Genomic DNA, 18,940 nt, shown 5'->3' on the forward strand with positions numbered 1-18,940 from the left:
AAATACATGTGACAATAAAATACATAGTTAATTAAAGACCTACTATTTATTTTTCAAAACAGTAGCTTTACTCGTCTTTTGAATATAAAAATGAAGCATAATCCCAAAAGGTGTAGCCACCAAAGTAATAAGCCTACATGGGGACTCAATAAGAAATTTATAGTTTTTGATCATCAAGTTGCTAGATACATAATGTATAGATTCTCGAAATTTTTCTTTTAATGTAGGAGCATATTTCATAGCAACTTTTCTAAAGAATGAGAACCCTTGGGGGTTTTTTCTATATTGCTTAATAATGTTCATGCTAGATCCATCTGCTAAATACTCAACATGACAAAGAACTTTATTCATGATGAGTAAAGGCTGCTCTTGATCAATAAGAATATATTTATAACTTAAAGGACAGTACTTTTCGCCCGGAAATATTGGATATGGTGGGGTTTTTCGTGTTAACTCTGATCGATAAACTAACTTTTTATCACCTGTGACTTTATATTTCGCATGCAAATCTGTCAGTTTAGATTCCTTCACATGTTCCGGCATCATCGTTCCAATAACTTTTCCATTTGGATTAGCGTCTAATCCTATTATGCCAGCGTAATCATTACTTCCATACTCCTTCCAAAAACGAGTGATATTTTCAACGGCATCATCCGCCATATAATCATCAGAATCAATACAAACATTAAGTTCCGTATCAATTAATTCGTAAGCAGTATTATGTGCCCCGTGCATTCCCTGATTCTCTTGATAATGATACTGAATTGAGATACTGCCTTGGGAAATCCAATTTTCTATTAACTCTCTTGTGTCATCTGTAGATCCATCATCAATAATTAACCAAACAAAATCCTTACTTGTCTGTCGCTTTAAACTTTCATAACATAAATGCAGCGTGTAAGCACGGTTAAATGTAGGTGTAAAAATTGTAAGAGTAGGTTTCAATTTACATCTCTCCATCAATCATCTAATCTATTAAAATTCATCCCCTAATATTGTTAATATACTATTTAATACTAATCTATCAGGTCTTACATATTCATGGTAATATCTATAATTGTTAATCATCATTTGATATCTATAATTTTCATCATTTGATAAAGTATATATTTGATTTATACATTCTTCTGGTGTTTTAAAAACAAGATAATTTTGACCATCACGAAAATCACCTGGGACTTCATAATGTAATTCTTCTGTTACTATAGCCTTGCTTGCTGCAACATACTCTGCAAATTTCCAACCAATAGATTGATGTAATCCCATAGTTGCAATACAAATTGCAGATTCTTTTACCTTTCTTAGGTAATTATTCCGTTCAGTAGCTTTTCCGTCTTCTATAACAATATCTGCATAATTTTTATATGCAAATTCTGATGGTGCTACTCCTCCATAAAATTTATCTCCAAACTCTTTTCGACAAAGTCTAATGCATGTTGCTCGAAAATCATTAATATATGCACGTTCTTCCTTTTTATTCGAAGAAATTTGCCCTTCATAATCTCCATTTACATCCCATAGCCTAGCCATAAAAAGAATTTTTGAATCTATTTCTTTATGAGGTATATCTTCAAAAGAATTAATACGATATAAACCATTGTAATATTGAGACAACGGAACCTTCCGTATTATTTTCTTAATTTTCTCCCTAAGTGGATCTTGAGGCATCGGTGAATGCGCAATATTTCCAGGTATTGTAACCATATAATTTAATCCAAGAGGATAAATTTTTTCCTTATGCCTTAACTTTGAATTATAAAAACTATTAAAACTTCGCTTAAAGTAAAAGTCGTATTTTTCTAACAACACATTCATAAACTCAACATAATCCTGATTTTGCTTAAGCAAATTATCATAACCATCATTAACATCATATAACACTCGAGTTTTCCCGTTGATTATAACTTCCATCATATTATAAGGTAATTGATCTTGATGATTCTTACTAAGTTTCTCTATCCTCAAGTCTATTACTCCTTGTTGAGCAAGTAGAACAAAACCTGCAGTTATATTATAGAGATGCAGCGGAACTTCTCCTAGCCTAAGACAACATGAAACTCTTGACATCATTGTGCTCCTTTTTAATCCTTTAGACATTATTTAAAATATAGAAGTTACTATTAATTAAAGCGCTTGAAGATAAAAATTCTCAAGCCAAGTAGCCGATTCACTTATATCATATCCTTCTTTCTTGATATATCCTTCTACATCTTGCATACGTTTATTGACATCCAATATATCCTGCGCCCATATTTCGGGAGAGATATTTATGCTTTCAAAACTCACTAGACCTGCTCCCATGTCTACTTCTTTAGTTATCGCATCCGAGATTACACAAGATAACCCAGCTCCTTGCGCTTCTATAAGAGTAACAGGCAATCCTTCATGAATGGATGGGAATGCAAATACATCAAAAGCTTGAAGTAAATGGTCGATATCGCTCCTTATGCCAAGAAACTTTACATTAGCCCCTAAATTTAATTCTTCCACTTTTTGTTCACTCTTTAACCGTAACGGACCATCCCCCACCAAAACAAGAACGGAATCTCTTCTAAGTTTAACTAACTGAGCAAACACTTCTATAAGGAATCCATGATTTTTTTGATGCGCAAACCTTCCTACATGCCCTACTACAAAGTTATCAACTGTAAGATTTAGTTCCTCTCTTATCTGTTTTCTAATTTCGGGGGAAAATGAAAACTTTTCAGGCTCAATTCCATTTTTTAAAATCGTGGCAGTATCTGTTTTACCTGCAAATAACCAGCGAGATGCTGCATCCGAGCATGCTAGAAGATGTGTCGCACTTCTTAATATATACTTCCCTGCATACCACTTATATACTTTCGCAGCAACTCCACCTTCACTGCTAGTATTGTGACTATGTGCGATACGAACTGGTATACCGGCTTTCTTAGCTGCACGTAACACAAATCCACTCATCTTATCCATGTGTGAGTGTACAATCTTATATTCTTGATGAGATTCAAAAAAATTATCTAAAGACTTTATGTATTCGTTATGACCACCATCAGTAATATATGGAATCCTGTGCACTTTCCCACCTAATTCTGATATTTCTGTATCAAAAACACCTTCCTTACAAGTAAGAAAATCAAACTGCACTTTATTTCGATCTATATTCCGGTACAAGTTCATAATAAGGGTTTCTGCACCACCACGGTTCATATTGACTACAACATGTAAGATTCTTAATGGACAATCCAATCTAACGCCTCCGTTCCACTCATAAACATGGTGTAAATATAGCTCTTTTCTTCTAATACTTTATTGACGGCATAATTATTTTTAATAATCTCACGACCAGACTCTCCGAATATGCCTTGTAAGCTACTATTTTCAGCAAGATATTTTATCTTTTCTGCCATTGTCTGTATGTCTTCACGACCTACTGTCCAACCATTTACACCATTTTGAATTAACTCTTTATGGCCCCTGTTCTCACTAGCTATAACAGGCAACCCGCAAGCCATCGCTTCCATAATATTAACTGGTAACCCCTCACGTAGACTGGATGCAACAGAAATATCACAAATAGGTAAAATTTTTGCAATATCATTCCTATAACCAAGGAAATCTATCATTTCAAATACGCCCATTTTTTCAGCTAAATTTTTGCAATCATTTATCAAAGGACCATTCCCAGCCAATAGAAGCCTCGCATTGGGAACATGATCTTTTATTAAGGCCAATGAACGAATCAAAAACTGCTGATTTTTATTTTTATTAAACTCAGCCGCATAAAACATTAAAAAATCATCCGGTTTATAACCCATCTCAATCCTTAGACAATTCTTTTGAGCCTCACTAACTGGTTTAAAATATTCTGTGTCCACTCCCACCCCATGAATTTGTTCAATTTTAGGTACTTTAAACTTTCGCTGAACAGCCAAGTTATAATCTTCTTGGTTAATTGTAATGAGGCAATCTGTATAATTTGCTAGCATTTTTTCAATTGGATAATATAACAGCCAATTTGCAAGCGGGGCACCTTTACAAAAATGAAATCCATGCGCAGTATATAAAACTTTTGTTCCATGCTTTCTAGACTTTCTTGCTGCCAAACGTGCAACGGCTCCCCCCATCGGGGTATGGCAATGAATAATTTTATATTGATTTTCATCAATAATATCTTTCAGCTCTTTATAAGCCTTAATATTCTTAAATTGCAAAGGTGACCTTTGAATAGAAATGTCATACTTCTTATCCACATATGGAAGTTCCATGTTGCCAGCAGCAGCAACATGGACTTCCCAGCCTTGTTCTTTAAACCATTTCATATACGGCAAATGAAATGCTTTGAAGTGAAAGTCTACCGTCGCACAAAATAATACTTTATTTTCCATATATATATCACCCTACAATTGTTATATTGTAACTAACCACCTGTGCATACTTCATTCTCATTTCTCTACATAGTAAAACATAAGTCTAAGCATATATATGCAGATCAAAATCCATATTTACATCATATTTTGTGGAGTTATATGACTATTTGCCAATGTCAATACACGTTTTCTTAATTCCGTCTTCTCGAGATTCTTATAAGTTTGGAGAACTGCTTCAATTTCGTTTATACAAAGGTTCGATGTTTTACCTATATAAATTTTAGGATGAATTTGTTGTTCATGTATTTCTTCTTTTTTCAATAGTTCTTCAAAGAGCTTCTCTCCAGGTCTTATTCCAGTGAACTCTATTTGGATTTCTTCTAGCGAATTTCCTGATAATGTAATTAAATTTTTCGCAAGATCTACTATTTTCACAGGATCTCCCATATCTAACACAAATATTTCTCCACCTTTAGCTAATGCACCAGCCTGTATTACAAGCTTGGACGCCTCTGGAATTGTCATAAAGTAACGAATCATATCTGGATGTGTAACCGTAACTGGACCACCTTGCTTAATTTGTTTTTTAAACAACGGTATAACACTACCGCGGCTTCCTAATACATTACCAAATCTTACAGCCACAAACTTTGTATTACTTGTTTTGTCCAAGTTTTGAATTACCATTTCAGCAAGCCTTTTTGTTGCTCCCATTACACTTGTCGGATTCACAGCTTTATCTGTAGAAATCATTACAAACGTCTCGACCCCATTCCAGCTTGCCGCTTTTGCCACGTTTGTTGTCCCAATTAAATTGTTTTTGATAGCTTCTTCGGGGTTACGTTCCATCAATGGTACATGCTTATGTGCAGCGGCATGATAAACAACTTGAGGCTGATATTGACTCATTACTGACATCATTTTCAGATCATCCTGTACATCAGCAATTTCTGTGGTAACGACAATATCTGTGTCACCGTATAGCTCTTTCAATTCCATTTCGATAGAATAAATACTATTTTCACCATGACCTAATAAAATCAATTGTTTTGGGTTGAATTTTGCAATTTGACGACAAATTTCAGATCCAATTGAACCACCAGCACCAGTTACTAAAATAATTTTATTAGTAATAAATTCTGAAATACTTTCAATATCCAATTCAACAGGATCACGTCCTAATAAATCGTCTACTTGGACATCACGAAATTCATTCACTGAAACTTTTCCAGTCACTAAATCCTCTAGCATTGGAAGAATTTGTGTTTTTATTTTTGTCTTGGAACATTCTTGAAAAATCATATTTAATGCTTTCTTGCTAAGTGAAGGAATTGCTATTATGATGCTATCGATATCTAATTGCTGAACAGCAAATTCAATACGGTCAATTCCTCCAATTACCGGTATTCCAAGAATATCCAACCCTTGTTTCTTTATATTATCATCTATAAATGCCACAGGCAGTAATTCAGTATCATTACTATTCGAAAGTTGCCTTACAACCATTGTACCTGCAGAACCCGCACCAATAATTAGTGTTCTTTTTTTGTCCTCCCCTTTTTGAATATAAGCATCTCTGAACATCCGCCATAGAAAACGTGATCCTCCAATCAGTAAAATATGAATCATCCACGTTACAACAAGAAGACGGAAATAAATATCTTGAACCAATATTTGTTGTACTACTGCTGTTGTGATAACAGAAAGTGTGATTGCTTTTAAAATAATTAGCAATTCTCCTACACTTGCATACTCCCATGCTTTTTTATAAAGCTTATAAATAAAAGAAAAAATATGATGGCTAAATAGCAGCGTCATTGCACTCACTACGATGGGAAATGTTATGACATTGAAATCAGCACTTACTAAGAAGCGACTAAAGAAAACCGTAGTTAATACGATTAAGGAATCAATTAAAATTAATAAGGATAATCTCTGGCGATACGTCATAATAGGCCCCCCTCTCTAAATTTTTTATATATAATAAAAGGAAATCCTCATAATTGTTATCTTAGAATTAAAAGATTTATATATTGAATATGTCTAGCTAAACATATAGACAAGGAAAATAATCAATAACCAACTAATACAAAGTTCCTATCTACAAAATCCTTTAGAAAGACTTTCTAGACAAGAACTTCAAATAAGTTTGGGCATCCAACCCTCCCTCACACCACACTCTTGACGACTAACGTCTAAGGTTCTTCAACCCACAGTATGATCGAGTGTCTCCATTGATAGTGGTAAGGAGACATCACCGTACCCTATAATTTTTTATAGGTAGTCTTTCATTCTCTACTATAAAATATATGAAAAGCTTCTCATCCTTACGTCACCCATTAGGAAAGCGCTGTATTATTATTTTATGTATAATCAATTCTAATAAATCTCTTATACTTTTTTATTTAGAATAGCCCCTACAAGCTTTCCTTTTGTTAAATCTAAGGCCCTATTCGCTTCAACAACTGCTTCACTAGCAGTTTGATAGCAACTTAACACCAATAATACCCCATCACATTGACTAGCTAGTATATTTGTATCTATAACCTCAAGAAGGGGCGGAGAATCAAATAAAATAATGTCATACTGCTCTATTGCTTTGCTAATTAAATTTTGCATAGATGGTAAACTAAGCATCTCAGCTGGATTATTAATTTCGGGACCACTTGTCAATATATGTACATTTTTGATTTCTGTCTGCATTACCACTTTTTCTAATGCTGCTTTTCCCTCCAAAACATTTGTTAATCCAGATTTATTTTCCATTCCAAAAATCGCATGTAGTTCCGGAGTTCGCAAATCCGCATCAACAACTAAGACTTTTTCATCTCGCTGAGCCATAGAAACTGCCAAATTTGCCACAGTGGTGGTTTTACCTTCTCCATATCCAGGAGAAGTAATAATTATAGTCCTTGTTTTGTCCGTGCCAATTGCAAATTGAAGGTTAGTACGAATTGTTCGATATTCCTCAGCCATCTTCGATTTCGGAGCGATATGAGCAATTAAATGACTATTATCAAGGATACGGCTTTGCTTTTTATTATGAATCAAATGTTTTCCCCTCCACTATTACACTTTCTCTCTTACTTGTTTTATCTACTATATTATTTTTCTTCATTTGAGAAACACTTCCTAAAACGGGAACCGGTAATAATTTTTCAATGTTACGTTCCGATTTAATTGTTTCATCAAGAGAATCCAATACAAAGACTACTCCGATACTCAGTATAAGACCGGCAGCCAAGGCCATCTCAATCGCTTTTGCATGATTCAAGTTTATCGGTAAAGGATGCTCTTTTACTTTTGCTTCTGTTAAGATGCGGACATTCGAAAAATTTAGGATAGCATTGGCTTCTTCTTTATAAACATTTGCTGTAGCATTGGCAATTTTGACTGCCTGGGCTGGATTAGTATCCACAGCCGTAATAACAAAGACCTGTGACTCTTCAATCTTTCCAACACTAACCTGTCCATTCAATGCATCTGCTGATTTTTGCGAATTTAATTGCTGGGCCACTTTCTCTAAAACAATAGGTTCCTTTATCATCACTTTAAGTGTAGCTATAGCATCAGCATTAGCTGGAATGAGGATTCTTGCAGAAGACGCATATAAAGGCGTTTTCATGAAAATGCTATATATACCACCAATACATGCCGCTAATATCGTAATTACTGCAATAATCCAAAATTTTCTTTTTATAACATTAAATAAATTTTTTAAGTTTATTTCCTTTTCCATGTTTCCCCTCCATTACTGTCTATTTAACTAATAAAAAAGCTAATCGCTGGTAAATCAAATCGTATAACCTAAGTTAATTTTGATTATATCGAACATAATTTACTAAATCATAAGTAGAATGAATTTTCTGAGTATACATTTCATTCGGAAAATTCACTCCTTGTTTCTTTAATCTTAATATACTCATTTAATATTCATTTTAGTTCTTGATAATGAACCCGTCAATATAAATTTATACATCAAATCCAACAATTACCTTAGTATATTTAATTCAATTATCCTTATATAAATTCAAAAATAACTTCATAAATAATTATTTCAAATGAATTATTTTATTCATATATTGATATATTATAAAAATTATTTAAAACTGAATTAAACAATATCCTACAAGTTTGACGACTGAAAAAAAGAAGTATTATTAAAAAGCTAATTCCAAAAACAGATTCACCTTAACTGTTTAACCAACATATTGATTCTGATCCATAAAAATTTTAGCATCCTTTTCTACAAAAAAGACTTCATTTCTAATGAAGTCTTTTTTGTATCGTTAAAGCTTAGTTACAAACCATTGCGCTTTCCACTAACTTTTTCATATAATCTAATAGCTCTTTTTTTAACTCTTCGTGTTGCAGTGCCATTTCAATTGTTGTTTGAATAAACCCTAGTTTTTCTCCGACATCATAGCGTTTTCCTTCGAAATCATATGCAAATACGCGTTGAATTTCATTTAAACGCTGAATCGCATCTGTTAACTGAATTTCTCCGCCTGCCCCTGTTTGTTGATCTTCTAAGAACATAAAGATTTCTGGAGTTAACACGTAACGCCCCATAATCGCTAAGTTGGATGGTGCTGTTCCTTTAGCAGGTTTTTCAACAAATTTACTCACTTGATAACTGCGATCCTTTTGCTCTATCGGATCAATAATACCATAGCGATGCGTTTCATTCTCTGGAACAGTTTGAACACCAATTACTGATGATTGTGTATTCTCATATTGATTCATTAATTGGCGTAAGCACGGCGTATCCGCTTGAACAATATCATCACCAAGTAGTACCGCAAATGGCTCATTTCCAATAAATTTACGAGCACACCAAACAGCATGTCCTAAACCTTTAGGCTCTTTTTGGCGAATATAATGAATATTGATCTTTGAAGATTCTTGTACTTTTTCAAGAGTTTCATACTTTCCTTTTGATAGTAAGTTTTGTTCTAATTCAAAGGAATGATCGAAATGATCTTCAATTGCACGTTTTCCTTTTCCTGTTACGATAATAATATCTTCAATTCCAGACGCAATTGCCTCTTCCACGATATATTGAATTGTTGGTTTATCAACAATTGGTAACATTTCTTTTGGCATTGCTTTTGTTGCTGGTAGGAAGCGAGTCCCTAATCCAGCTGCTGGAATAATGGCTTTTTTTACTGTTTTCAACGGTTAACCTCCTATAAATATCCAAATACTACATGCTCATTTAATATAATAACAAACTTTATTACTTTGAAATATCTGAAATTGATATTTCATTAATTATCGAACCTATTAAAGAAAAGTCAAAGTCAAATTTATTTGATCGATAAATAAACAGCGAATTATCTTCAGCCTTCAATTGTGCTTCACCCAATTTTCCAAATAAATTTTCTTTTAATATTTTCATATTTTTAATATTTATCTTCTGAACAATTAATTGATTATTATATACTATATCAATATCTTCATATTGAACTAATGTTCCAACTGCTAATTGTTTTTCATTTTTTGAATTACCTACTATGTTAATTATCTCTTCTTTAGACTTTCCTAAAAAAGTAAGATACTCTTCTAAATTTGGAGTAATTCCATCTAATTGTTTTAATTTATCTAAAAATTCTTCATAAGGTATTGTTTGGTTATACGGAATCGATTTAACTATGGATTCACTAATCCAACCCTCTTCTCCATTCCCTAATGTAAATTTTAACCAATTAATATCTGATCCCATCTCTTTTTGCTGCTCTTTTACAACAAATGAAGTTCCAAACGATATCGTTCCAACTACTTGTCCATCTAAAGTTGGTGTACCCCTAACACGACCTTTTGCAGAGTTTACATACCGGACATCTAAAGATGCAAGTGGATTCTCCTCTTTTTTAGTACGTTCCACCTTACTTACTGGTTCTTTCTTCTGCTCTTTCGCCTGTAAAGAATATAGAATACTATCCTTTTGCCAGTAAGTTACCCCAACAAGTATCATCAATAACATAACACCAATAATAGCACTTAAGAACTTTCGTCCCTTTTTCTTTTTTGTATGATGTGGGCTTTGCTTTCCTAATAATGATAGGGGATCTACAACTTGAGCAGTGCCCTCTTTTTTCGTATCTTCATTGTTTATTAAATTTTTATCCGCCTGCTTCTCCATTGATTCTTTTTTAAACTTCTGCTGCTCTTCTCTACTCATAGCCCTGTACTCTTTTAAGAAGTTTTCATATTTCGGCATAATTTCTTGAATTGGACCATAGTCTTTAATTTCTCCATATTCTAACCATAAAGCCTTTGTACAAAACTTTTTCACTTGACCCAAAGAGTGACTGACGAAGAAGATAGTTTTCCCTTGTTCTTTAAACTCATTCATACGTTTCAAACATTTATCTGTAAATGTTTGATCACCTACTGAAAGTGCTTCATCAATTACAAGGACGTCTGGATTAATACTTACAGAAATAGCAAACCCTAAACGGGATTTCATTCCACTTGAGTATTTCTTGACTGGCATATCAATAAATTTTCCAATATCGGCGAATTCAATAATTTCCGGTGTCAACTTCTCAATTTTTTCTTTACTTAATCCCATCATCAAGCACTTTAGTTCAATATTTTCTTTACCAGAAAGTTGATTGTTCAACCCAGCTGCAATAGCAATAAGTGTAACTTTTCCTTTAATATCAATTTTTCCTTTTGTAGGTGGTGTAATTCCAGCAATTAAATTAGACATCGTCGACTTTCCTGAGCCATTTACCCCAACAATACCAATTACATCACCTTTTTGAGCTACAAACTCTAAATTTCTTAATGCATAAAAGTCTTCGCCAAATCCTCCAGGATATATGATATCCTTTAATTTATCTGAATTTTTACTGTGCATTTTGTATTTTTTTGTTACATTATGAAACCTGACTGATTCATTCATTTTTTACAACCCTCATTATAGATAATCTGCAAAGTGCTTTCTAAATTTCACATGTAATGCTGAGCCAATTAAAAAAGTAATAAAAACAAATCCCCAAAAATATAGCGCATAATTTATATCTTGGAAGAACCAATTTGTTCCTAATAAAGATGCCCGGTATCCATCAACAATATAGCAAAAAGGATTTAATTGCATAATCTTTTGGAAAATAGATGGTAGCCTTTCAGGAGTCCATACTATAGGAGTTAAATAAAATAACATTCTCATAATCGATTGAACAATCATTTGAGTATCTCTAACAATTGTCGCTAAAGTGGATGTAATTAGAGACAGTGAGCATACTAGCATAAGAGTGGCAAACATATAATAAACAAGCTGAATATAATGAATAGAAATTCCTTGTCCTGTTACTAAAAATAAAATTGTTATAACTCCTACAAGTATTACATGTGAATAAAAATTAGACATGATTACAAAGCTTGGAATAACGCTCATCGGGAAGCTCATTTTTGAAACCATATTTAACCTTGTATAAATTGACTTAGAAGCTTGCATCATTGCCGGATTTATAAAAAACCATACAACTAATCCTGCAGATAACCAATAGACGAAAGGAACTCCATTAACACCTTGTCCCCCTCTAATACCTAACCCAAAAACAAACCAATAAATACTCATCTGTATTAGTGGATTCAAAAGTTCCCAAAAAAGTCCTAAGTAATTATTATTATTTGTACTTTTTACTTGATAAATAGATAAACGTTTAATTAAATATAAACTGCTTATCTGTTCTTTCAATACCATGATCATTGAGTTCATCTTTACTATGCCTCTCCGAAAAATATTTTCCTTACAGCTCGTTTAGAAGCACCACCATCTTCTAAATAACAATACTTATTATAGAAACTATCGTATTTCTCTGCAAATTCTCCCAATCCATTTACTTCATACTTTACTATTTCTTCTAATACCGCTCTTGTATTCTTTACAATCGGTCCAGGGGCTTCTTCTTCCAAATCAAAATAAAATCCCCTTAATTTATCACGATAAGAATCAATATCATACGTATAGAAAATGATTGGACGCTTTAAATTTGCATAATCAAAAAAGACTGAGGAATAATCTGTGATTAACAAATCAGATATTACATATAGTTCGTTAATATCAACATGCTTGGAAAAATCGTAAACAAACCCTTTATATTTAACTAAATCAAATTTTTCTGCTACTAAATAATGCATACGTAATAAAATAACATAGTCCGATCCTAACTTATTTTGTAAGAGATCCAAATCTAGTTGTAAATCTAATTTATATCGTCCCTTACTATAAAATTGATCATCTCTCCATGTTGGTGCATATAAAATAATTTTTTTATCTATCGGTAAGTTATTCTTCTTCTTTAAAGATTCTATTACTGAAGAATTGTTACTCTGATATAAAAAATCATTACGTGGGTAACCAACTTCTACGACTTCCTTTTGAAATTGAAATGCCCTTCTAAAGATATCTGTAGAATAGGTATTAGGTGAAAGCAGATAATCCCAATTTTGTGCTTCAAGATGAAAATTATGCTTATATTTTTCCGTTGTCGTACCTGGCATATGTACTTCTTTCATATCACCAGCTAATTTCTTTAATGGCGTACCATGCCAAGTTTGGATATATACCGTATGTTTTGGTTTAGGTAACCATAAGGGCATTCTACTATTTGTAACCCAATATTTTGAACGCGCCAACAAAATAAACCAACGAATCGAGAACCTTTTTACATATGGGATATTTTCTTTATCAAATTGCACTGTATGGTTTTTATTTACACTCCATATCATTTCAAAATCCATATTATTTTGTAACATATATTCATATATAGCCCGTGGATTACAGCTATATTGTTTTCCAGAATAACTTTCAAATAAAATTAATTTCTTTTTGGGAGGCAAACAACTACAGAATAGAAATACTGCCTTACATAATTCCTTTACAATACGGTGATTTTTTATTCTTCTTATAAAACTCATGTCGTTTACACACCTTCTAATTCAGTCGCTTCATACTTACGATACATTAACGCGAAACCTCGCCTTTTCCCGTTCTTCCCATTAATGTGTCTACCTCTTCTTTTGCATTTTTCCCATTAAACAAAACATTATATATTGCATTCGTAATTGGCATTTCAATATTCATTTTTTCAGCTAAATGATACGCTGCCTCAGCTGTACGAACCCCTTCTACTACCATACCCATATTTTCTAATACTTCTTCTAAATTTTGACCTTTTCCAAGTAAATTTCCAGCTCGCCAATTGCGACTATGAACACTTGTACAAGTCACAATTAAATCACCTACACCTGTTAATCCTGCAAAGGTAAGCGGATTTGCTCCCATCTCACACCCTAATCGTGTAACTTCAGTTAGTCCCCTGGAAATTAAAGCTGCCTTCGCGTTATCTCCGTAACCAAGACCATCTGAAATTCCTGCACCAAGGGCAATAATATTTTTTAGTGCCCCGCCCAATTCAACACCAATCACATCTCGATTTGTATAAACACGGAAATTTGTATTCATAAATAGCTTTTGTGTTTTTTCCGCAGCCTGTAAATGATATGACGCAGCGGTTACAGTAGTAGGATGACGAAGACTCACCTCTTCTGCATGGCTTGGTCCTGAAAGAACAACAACACTTTCTATTAACTCTTTCGGCATCTCTTCTTCAATCATTTCTGATATACGTTTAAATGACCCTGGTTCAATTCCTTTACTTGCATGAATAATTGTTATCGGTTGTTTTACGATGTCCTTCAGTTGCTGCATTACACTACGAATTGATTTCGTTGGGACAACTAATAATATCGTATCTATCCCATCCATTGCTTCCGCTAAGGATTCATACCCCTTTATTGTTTTAGAAAGCTGAATCCCAGGTAAATATGTTTCATTTGTATGCTTCTCATTAATTTCATGGATTTGTTCTGCTTTATTTCCCCAAATTCGCACTTCATGCCCATTATCCGCTAGAACCATAGATAGTGCTGTTCCCCAGCTTCCTGCACCAACCACTGTGATTTTTTTCAAAATAAGCCCCCTTTTATCACCTTAACAACGTTAAAAATATCACTATTTATGCAAGAAGCTAAGTGATATAAACATAATTCACTTAGCTTCCATATTTCATTATATTTTTTAATTTGATTACGCTCTACTTCTCTTTAAGAGTGCATATTTCATCGTAAAACATTTCAAGAGCATGCCCATTATATTTTTGAAAATCAAATTCTTTAAAAGATGTTTTACTTAATATAAACTTTTGCATCCCAATTACTAAACCAGTAATGTTATTTTCAACTAAATTCCCATAGCCTTTTTCCAAAATGCTCCTTGATCCTGCAATATCAGTAGCTATAATAGGCTTTCCTAATATTAAAGCCTCTAACAATACCATTGGTTGTCCCTCGTGATTAGACGAGAGAACAAAACAGTCACATTGATTAATAAGTAAGAAAGGATTACTCATTTGACCAGTAAAAATCACTTTGTCCTCTAGATTTTTTTCTCTCACTAAATTCTCTAATTCTTCTTTTAAAACTCCATCTCCAATAATATAAAGCCTAATATTATCATAGAGTTCCGTAACTTTTGCAAAAGCATGTATAAGCTTTTTCTGATCTTTTTCAGGTGACAATCTTCCCATATTAACAAAATTAATGTTCTCTTTTTGGGGCATTTCAATTCCTCTAATTTCAAGCTTACCATTTCTGTGAATATTTTCTTTTAATAAATATTCTTTCCCGTCATATTTATATATGTCGCCTTCTTCAATCTGTTTAAGTACTTTATTAGGGTCAATGGCATTATGGACATACACACCTTGTTTTAGTGTAATATAATCCTTCAAATTCTTCCTATTTAAGTTTCTTGTGTGTTCTGCAACAGCTACTATTTTATCAAACTCCTTATACAACGGGAAAATAATATTTAAATTAGCTCTATGCTTAAATTTACCTTTAATTTTTTTAGAGTATTCTGCCCACATATCATTATGTTGATAGATATTTCTCTTTTTAAAATCTCCAAACGCAAATAACAATGTCCAAAATGGGACATATCCACTAAAGTCAATAGCTATATCAAATTCCGCATTACCAAATAACCTTGAAATTTCACGCTTGTATAGTTGCTTTGGTAGCGCCTTCTGAGCTCTTTCATTCTTTAGCCCCATTTTCATAACATAATTATTTTGATAAGATTCTTTTAAAGTGGTGTTTAAACTACCTACTCGATAAAATCTTTTCACATTCGAATTAATTTGATTGAAATTATCTCTTGAAATTTGATCATACTTCCCTTTATCAATAACTGCCACATTGTATTTTGAGTAATCAATATTATTCAAAAGGTTAATAACTGATGTGGTAATTCCATTATTCAAAAACCCACCACAGTACATTAGAATATTTTTCTTATTCTCATTTGTGACTTTATATACATTCTCCGTATGTTTTCCTCGGAAAATAATCTCAATCGCTCTTGCTGTAGCATTTCCATCATCATGATAGCAATATTCTTTTAATATTTCTTGGTATTTAAAACTGTAATCATTTTTTACACTCTCAATTTTTTCAATACTACGAACAACTTCGTCTACCGTATAGCATATTGGACCTGGCATATCTTCTAATTGAACGTATAAACCTCGTTGCTCTTCATACGCTTCCTTATCATACGTTAAGAAAATGATTGGTTTTTCTGTTACCATATAATCAAAGAATATACTAGAGTAATCTGTTACTAAAACATCTACTATTGACATCAATTCATTGGAATCTACCCAATCTGGTATACAAATCTCTCGTAAGCTTTCATCATCTTTAATAAATTTATATGTCAATGTATGGACTTTTAACAGGAGTTGATAATCACTAGGTATTTCAGAATACATTTTTTTCACAATATTGTTAATCTCATCCTTAATATTACTTACCTGATTTACTCCTCCTCTCCAAGTCGGTGCATATAAAATTATCTTTTTCGTTTCATCAATTTCTACAAATTCCTTTAAATATTCTCGTACTTCTTCCGGGTTTACTTGTAGAGTGAGGTCAATTCGAGGATAACCTTCATCGACAACATAACCATTGTATAACCCTTCTAAATCATGTGAATTTACAATGGTATCTGCAGTAAATTTATTAGGATTTAATATATAGTCACAATGCATAAAATTTCTTTGAATATTTTTATGTTGCCCTATTTCGCCCTTCATATCCTTTCCTAATGTTTTAATAGGTGTTCCATGCCATGTATTAACATAGATTTGTCCCTCTTTTTTCTGGAAATAAGGTGGGAATGTAGTATTGTTAATTAGATATTTCGCTGTTGTTAAATATTTTAAATACTCTTCACTATGAACTTTAACGAACTTAACATTTTTTTTATTTTCATAACGTTTAGCATAAAAATTATTTCCATCATTTAATGCCCAAACATGTGTATAATCCTTATACTCTGGATTATCAATAATTTTTTTAAAGATTGCGTATGGACTATCTGTCATACCTTTACCATGGAAAGATTCATATAATATAACTTTCTCATCCAAGTCTAATTTCACATAAAAATCAGTGTACTTAACAGTTCTCTTAAACCCTTGGTCATTCGAATATTTTTTCAGCGGGCCTGATAAAAAATTAATACGATTTTTCATTCTGTTAATCTTTTTCTTGAGTTGCAATATTAAAACCCCTCTTTAATTCATTTATAAAGTATACTTCCTATAAAAAGTCTTTTATCTTTTCCTCGAACACATCCTTATTATAGAAATGCATGACTACCTTACTATTTCCCTTTAAAAAGCATATTTACAAAGTGCTTACTTGAATCACCTATCGAATACTCATTCCATTTCAAAGTAAAATTATTTATACTATCTATTTTGAACTTACCATCTGTTATCACCTGTACCACCTCCTCAGTTGTATAAACAACTGGTCCTGGCACATCAGATATATAATCACCAATAGTCCCTCTTTTTTTCATATATTTCTTTAAATCGTATGCAAAAAAGATCATTGGTTTATTTAATAAGCAGAATTCAAATGGTATGGAGGAATAATCAGTGACTAATATATCCGTCACTAGAAATAGATCATTTATATTTGGATAAAGGGAATAGTCATATAAAAATCCCGCATACTTTTCCTCATAATTACATATGTTTCGTATTGCTGGATGTAATTTAATGATGAGAATATACTCACCTTTCAATTGCCTATACATCTCATCGATATCTAGATGTAAATCAAAATCTACTAGTTCTTTATCCCTAAAAGTTGGCGCATATAAAATAACCTTTTTATCTTTTAGCTTTGGATTTACTATAAAAATATTATCTTTAACTTTCTTTTGTCTCTGTTCATCAAAAAACAAATCTGTCCTCGGAATACCTGTTTTTAATATATTATTATCCGATAGAGCAAAAGCTTTCTTATAAATGTCAGCAAGCGCTTCTGACCCTACAACAATTTTATGGAAGTTTTTATAAACATCCATAAATCTGTTTTGAGCTCGTAGACTTCTTTTTTTAAAAGACGGAGCTAATAATCCGAATTTTTTAAAAGCACCTGCTGCATGCCATATTTGAATACACTCTACGCCTTTTTTAAATTTAATTTTTGCTAGCGATCCAAAATAATTATCAACAATGACATATTGAGAAGTAGATAAATGATAGACAGATTTAATAGTGTGGAATATATTCCTTGTTTCAAATTTATAAGATTTCACATTCGAGTAGTTGTCCACTTCATATTTACATGTAGATTTATATAAAAAAACCACCTCACAATTTATACCTTGGCGTTGCATTTCCTCATAAATAAAAAATAAATTCTCACCATAAGACATAATAAAAGTTACTTTCTTTTTAATTGGAAACACTTTCATCATACTATGTAAAATTGCAACTAAGATGAGATAGATTTCTACCATTATTTCTCTAATCATTTATTTTATCTAGCAACTTGCACTAGTTCCTTTTTAATTTTTGTTGTTGAAATTCCAGCTGTACGTGGTAAATAGACGACTTCACAGTATTCACTTAATTCGTCAAATTCCCCTTCCCAATCATCACCCATAACAAATGTATCTACGTCATGATTAACAACGTCTTTTACTTTCTGCTCCCAATTATGCTCAGGAATCACCTCATCCACATAACGAACTGCTTCTAGAATCATTTTACGATTCTCATAGCTGTGATAAGACTTTTTATTTTTTAATTTGTTAAATTCATCTGAAGAAACAGCAACAATTAAATAATCGCCCAAATCTTTCGCTCTCTTCAATAAGTTAATATGTCCCCAGTGCAATAAATCGAAAGTCCCATATGTAATAACCTTTTTCATAATCGCGCCCCCTGTGAAATGTTCTTATTTTATAATTATTCACTTTAGAAATATATTCAAATTAGAGTGTCCCTTGCACCTATGTAAATGCAAAACAAATTTACATAGATTTTACATTAAGTTCACACGAAATTCACACGAATGATTATAACATAATTTTCATTTACAAACTATGACAATAACCTAACAACTATTGTCATATCTTGTTTAAGAAGGCGCCTTCTTATCTGGTATTACAAACCTCCTCTTACTTTCTTTTATTTACAAAAAAAAGTGCG

The 18,940-nt window shown here is 32.5% G+C and carries 15 protein-coding genes; all 15 read right to left on the reverse strand.

Annotation, left to right across the window (positions count from 1 at the left end):
- Positions 1-42: 42 nt before the first annotated feature.
- Positions 43-945, reverse strand: a complete 903-nt coding sequence (locus NSS97_RS26680) for a glycosyltransferase (protein WP_107887166.1) — start codon at positions 943-945, stop codon at positions 43-45.
- Between the two features lie 30 nt (positions 946-975).
- Positions 976-2,067 carry a hypothetical protein gene (locus tag NSS97_RS26685; protein WP_070145563.1) on the reverse strand — a complete coding sequence of 364 codons (1,092 nt, stop codon included), beginning with the start codon at positions 2,065-2,067 and terminating at the stop codon, positions 976-978.
- Between the two features lie 57 nt (positions 2,068-2,124).
- Positions 2,125-3,225, reverse strand: a complete 1,101-nt coding sequence (locus tag NSS97_RS26690) for a glycosyltransferase (protein WP_107887165.1) — start codon at positions 3,223-3,225, stop codon at positions 2,125-2,127.
- The gene (locus tag NSS97_RS26695; protein WP_097872431.1) at positions 3,210-4,364 is read right to left on the reverse strand and encodes a glycosyltransferase family 4 protein; all 1,155 of its coding nucleotides are present in this window, start codon (positions 4,362-4,364) and stop codon (positions 3,210-3,212) included. Before NSS97_RS26695 ends, NSS97_RS26690 begins: the two co-directional genes overlap by 16 nt.
- A gap of 117 nt (positions 4,365-4,481) precedes the next feature.
- Positions 4,482-6,296 carry a polysaccharide biosynthesis protein gene (locus tag NSS97_RS26700; protein WP_107887164.1) on the reverse strand — a complete coding sequence of 605 codons (1,815 nt, stop codon included), beginning with the start codon at positions 6,294-6,296 and terminating at the stop codon, positions 4,482-4,484.
- Positions 6,297-6,737: 441 nt separating this feature from the next.
- A complete protein-coding gene (locus NSS97_RS26705) occupies positions 6,738-7,397 on the reverse strand; it encodes a CpsD/CapB family tyrosine-protein kinase (RefSeq protein WP_002184562.1) in 660 nt (219 codons plus the stop codon).
- Positions 7,387-8,085, reverse strand: coding sequence for a YveK family protein (locus tag NSS97_RS26710; protein ID WP_002184561.1), 699 nt, complete (start codon positions 8,083-8,085; stop codon positions 7,387-7,389). The genes NSS97_RS26705 and NSS97_RS26710 overlap by 11 nt, the downstream gene beginning before the upstream one ends.
- Before the next feature lie 557 nt (positions 8,086-8,642).
- Complete coding sequence (galU, locus tag NSS97_RS26715) at positions 8,643-9,524, reverse strand: UTP--glucose-1-phosphate uridylyltransferase GalU (RefSeq protein WP_002184560.1); 882 nt, start codon at positions 9,522-9,524, stop codon at positions 8,643-8,645.
- Positions 9,525-9,585: 61 nt separating this feature from the next.
- A complete protein-coding gene (gene tagH / locus NSS97_RS26720) occupies positions 9,586-11,259 on the reverse strand; it encodes a teichoic acids export ABC transporter ATP-binding subunit TagH (protein WP_107887163.1) in 1,674 nt (557 codons plus the stop codon).
- Between the two features lie 15 nt (positions 11,260-11,274).
- The gene (locus NSS97_RS26725; protein WP_002184558.1) at positions 11,275-12,078 is read right to left on the reverse strand and encodes an ABC transporter permease; all 804 of its coding nucleotides are present in this window, start codon (positions 12,076-12,078) and stop codon (positions 11,275-11,277) included.
- A gap of 5 nt (positions 12,079-12,083) precedes the next feature.
- Positions 12,084-13,280, reverse strand: a complete 1,197-nt coding sequence (locus NSS97_RS26730; protein WP_341114479.1) for a CDP-glycerol glycerophosphotransferase family protein — start codon at positions 13,278-13,280, stop codon at positions 12,084-12,086.
- A gap of 46 nt (positions 13,281-13,326) precedes the next feature.
- Entirely contained in the window at positions 13,327-14,334 is a 1,008-nt protein-coding gene (locus NSS97_RS26735; RefSeq protein ID WP_070145570.1) for an NAD(P)H-dependent glycerol-3-phosphate dehydrogenase, read from the reverse strand.
- Positions 14,335-14,458: 124 nt separating this feature from the next.
- Positions 14,459-16,963, reverse strand: coding sequence for a CDP-glycerol glycerophosphotransferase family protein (locus NSS97_RS26740; RefSeq protein WP_107887287.1), 2,505 nt, complete (start codon positions 16,961-16,963; stop codon positions 14,459-14,461).
- Between the two features lie 131 nt (positions 16,964-17,094).
- Positions 17,095-18,261 carry a CDP-glycerol glycerophosphotransferase family protein gene (locus tag NSS97_RS26745; protein WP_142933428.1) on the reverse strand — a complete coding sequence of 389 codons (1,167 nt, stop codon included), beginning with the start codon at positions 18,259-18,261 and terminating at the stop codon, positions 17,095-17,097.
- A gap of 5 nt (positions 18,262-18,266) precedes the next feature.
- Positions 18,267-18,662 (reverse strand): glycerol-3-phosphate cytidylyltransferase, encoded by a 396-nt coding sequence (gene tagD, locus NSS97_RS26750; RefSeq protein WP_070145571.1) that lies wholly within the window; start codon positions 18,660-18,662, stop codon positions 18,267-18,269.
- Between the last annotated feature and the right edge of the window lie 278 nt (positions 18,663-18,940).

Source organism: Bacillus sp. FSL R12-0074, from assembly GCF_038005725.1.
Taxonomy (GTDB): domain Bacteria; phylum Bacillota; class Bacilli; order Bacillales; family Bacillaceae_G; genus Bacillus_A; species Bacillus_A mycoides.

Bases quoted from the DNA above. Each gene is read 5' to 3' on its own strand.
- NSS97_RS26685 (WP_070145563.1), bottom strand. From the start codon at position 2,067: ATGTCAAGAGTTTCATGTTGTCTTAGGCTAGGAGAAGTTCCGCTGCAT.
- NSS97_RS26695 (WP_097872431.1), bottom strand. From the start codon at position 4,364: ATGGAAAATAAAGTATTATTTTGTGCGACGGTAGACTTTCACTTCAAA.
- NSS97_RS26700 (WP_107887164.1), bottom strand. From the start codon at position 6,296: ATGACGTATCGCCAGAGATTATCCTTATTAATTTTAATTGATTCCTTA.
- NSS97_RS26710 (WP_002184561.1), bottom strand. From the start codon at position 8,085: ATGGAAAAGGAAATAAACTTAAAAAATTTATTTAATGTTATAAAAAGA.
- tagH (WP_107887163.1), bottom strand. From the start codon at position 11,259: ATGAATGAATCAGTCAGGTTTCATAATGTAACAAAAAAATACAAAATG.
- NSS97_RS26725 (WP_002184558.1), bottom strand. From the start codon at position 12,078: ATGAACTCAATGATCATGGTATTGAAAGAACAGATAAGCAGTTTATAT.
- NSS97_RS26730 (WP_341114479.1), bottom strand. From the start codon at position 13,280: ATGAGTTTTATAAGAAGAATAAAAAATCACCGTATTGTAAAGGAATTA.
- NSS97_RS26740 (WP_107887287.1), bottom strand. From the start codon at position 16,963: ATGAAAAATCGTATTAATTTTTTATCAGGCCCGCTGAAAAAATATTCG.
- NSS97_RS26745 (WP_142933428.1), bottom strand. From the start codon at position 18,261: ATGATTAGAGAAATAATGGTAGAAATCTATCTCATCTTAGTTGCAATT.
- tagD (WP_070145571.1), bottom strand. From the start codon at position 18,662: ATGAAAAAGGTTATTACATATGGGACTTTCGATTTATTGCACTGGGGA.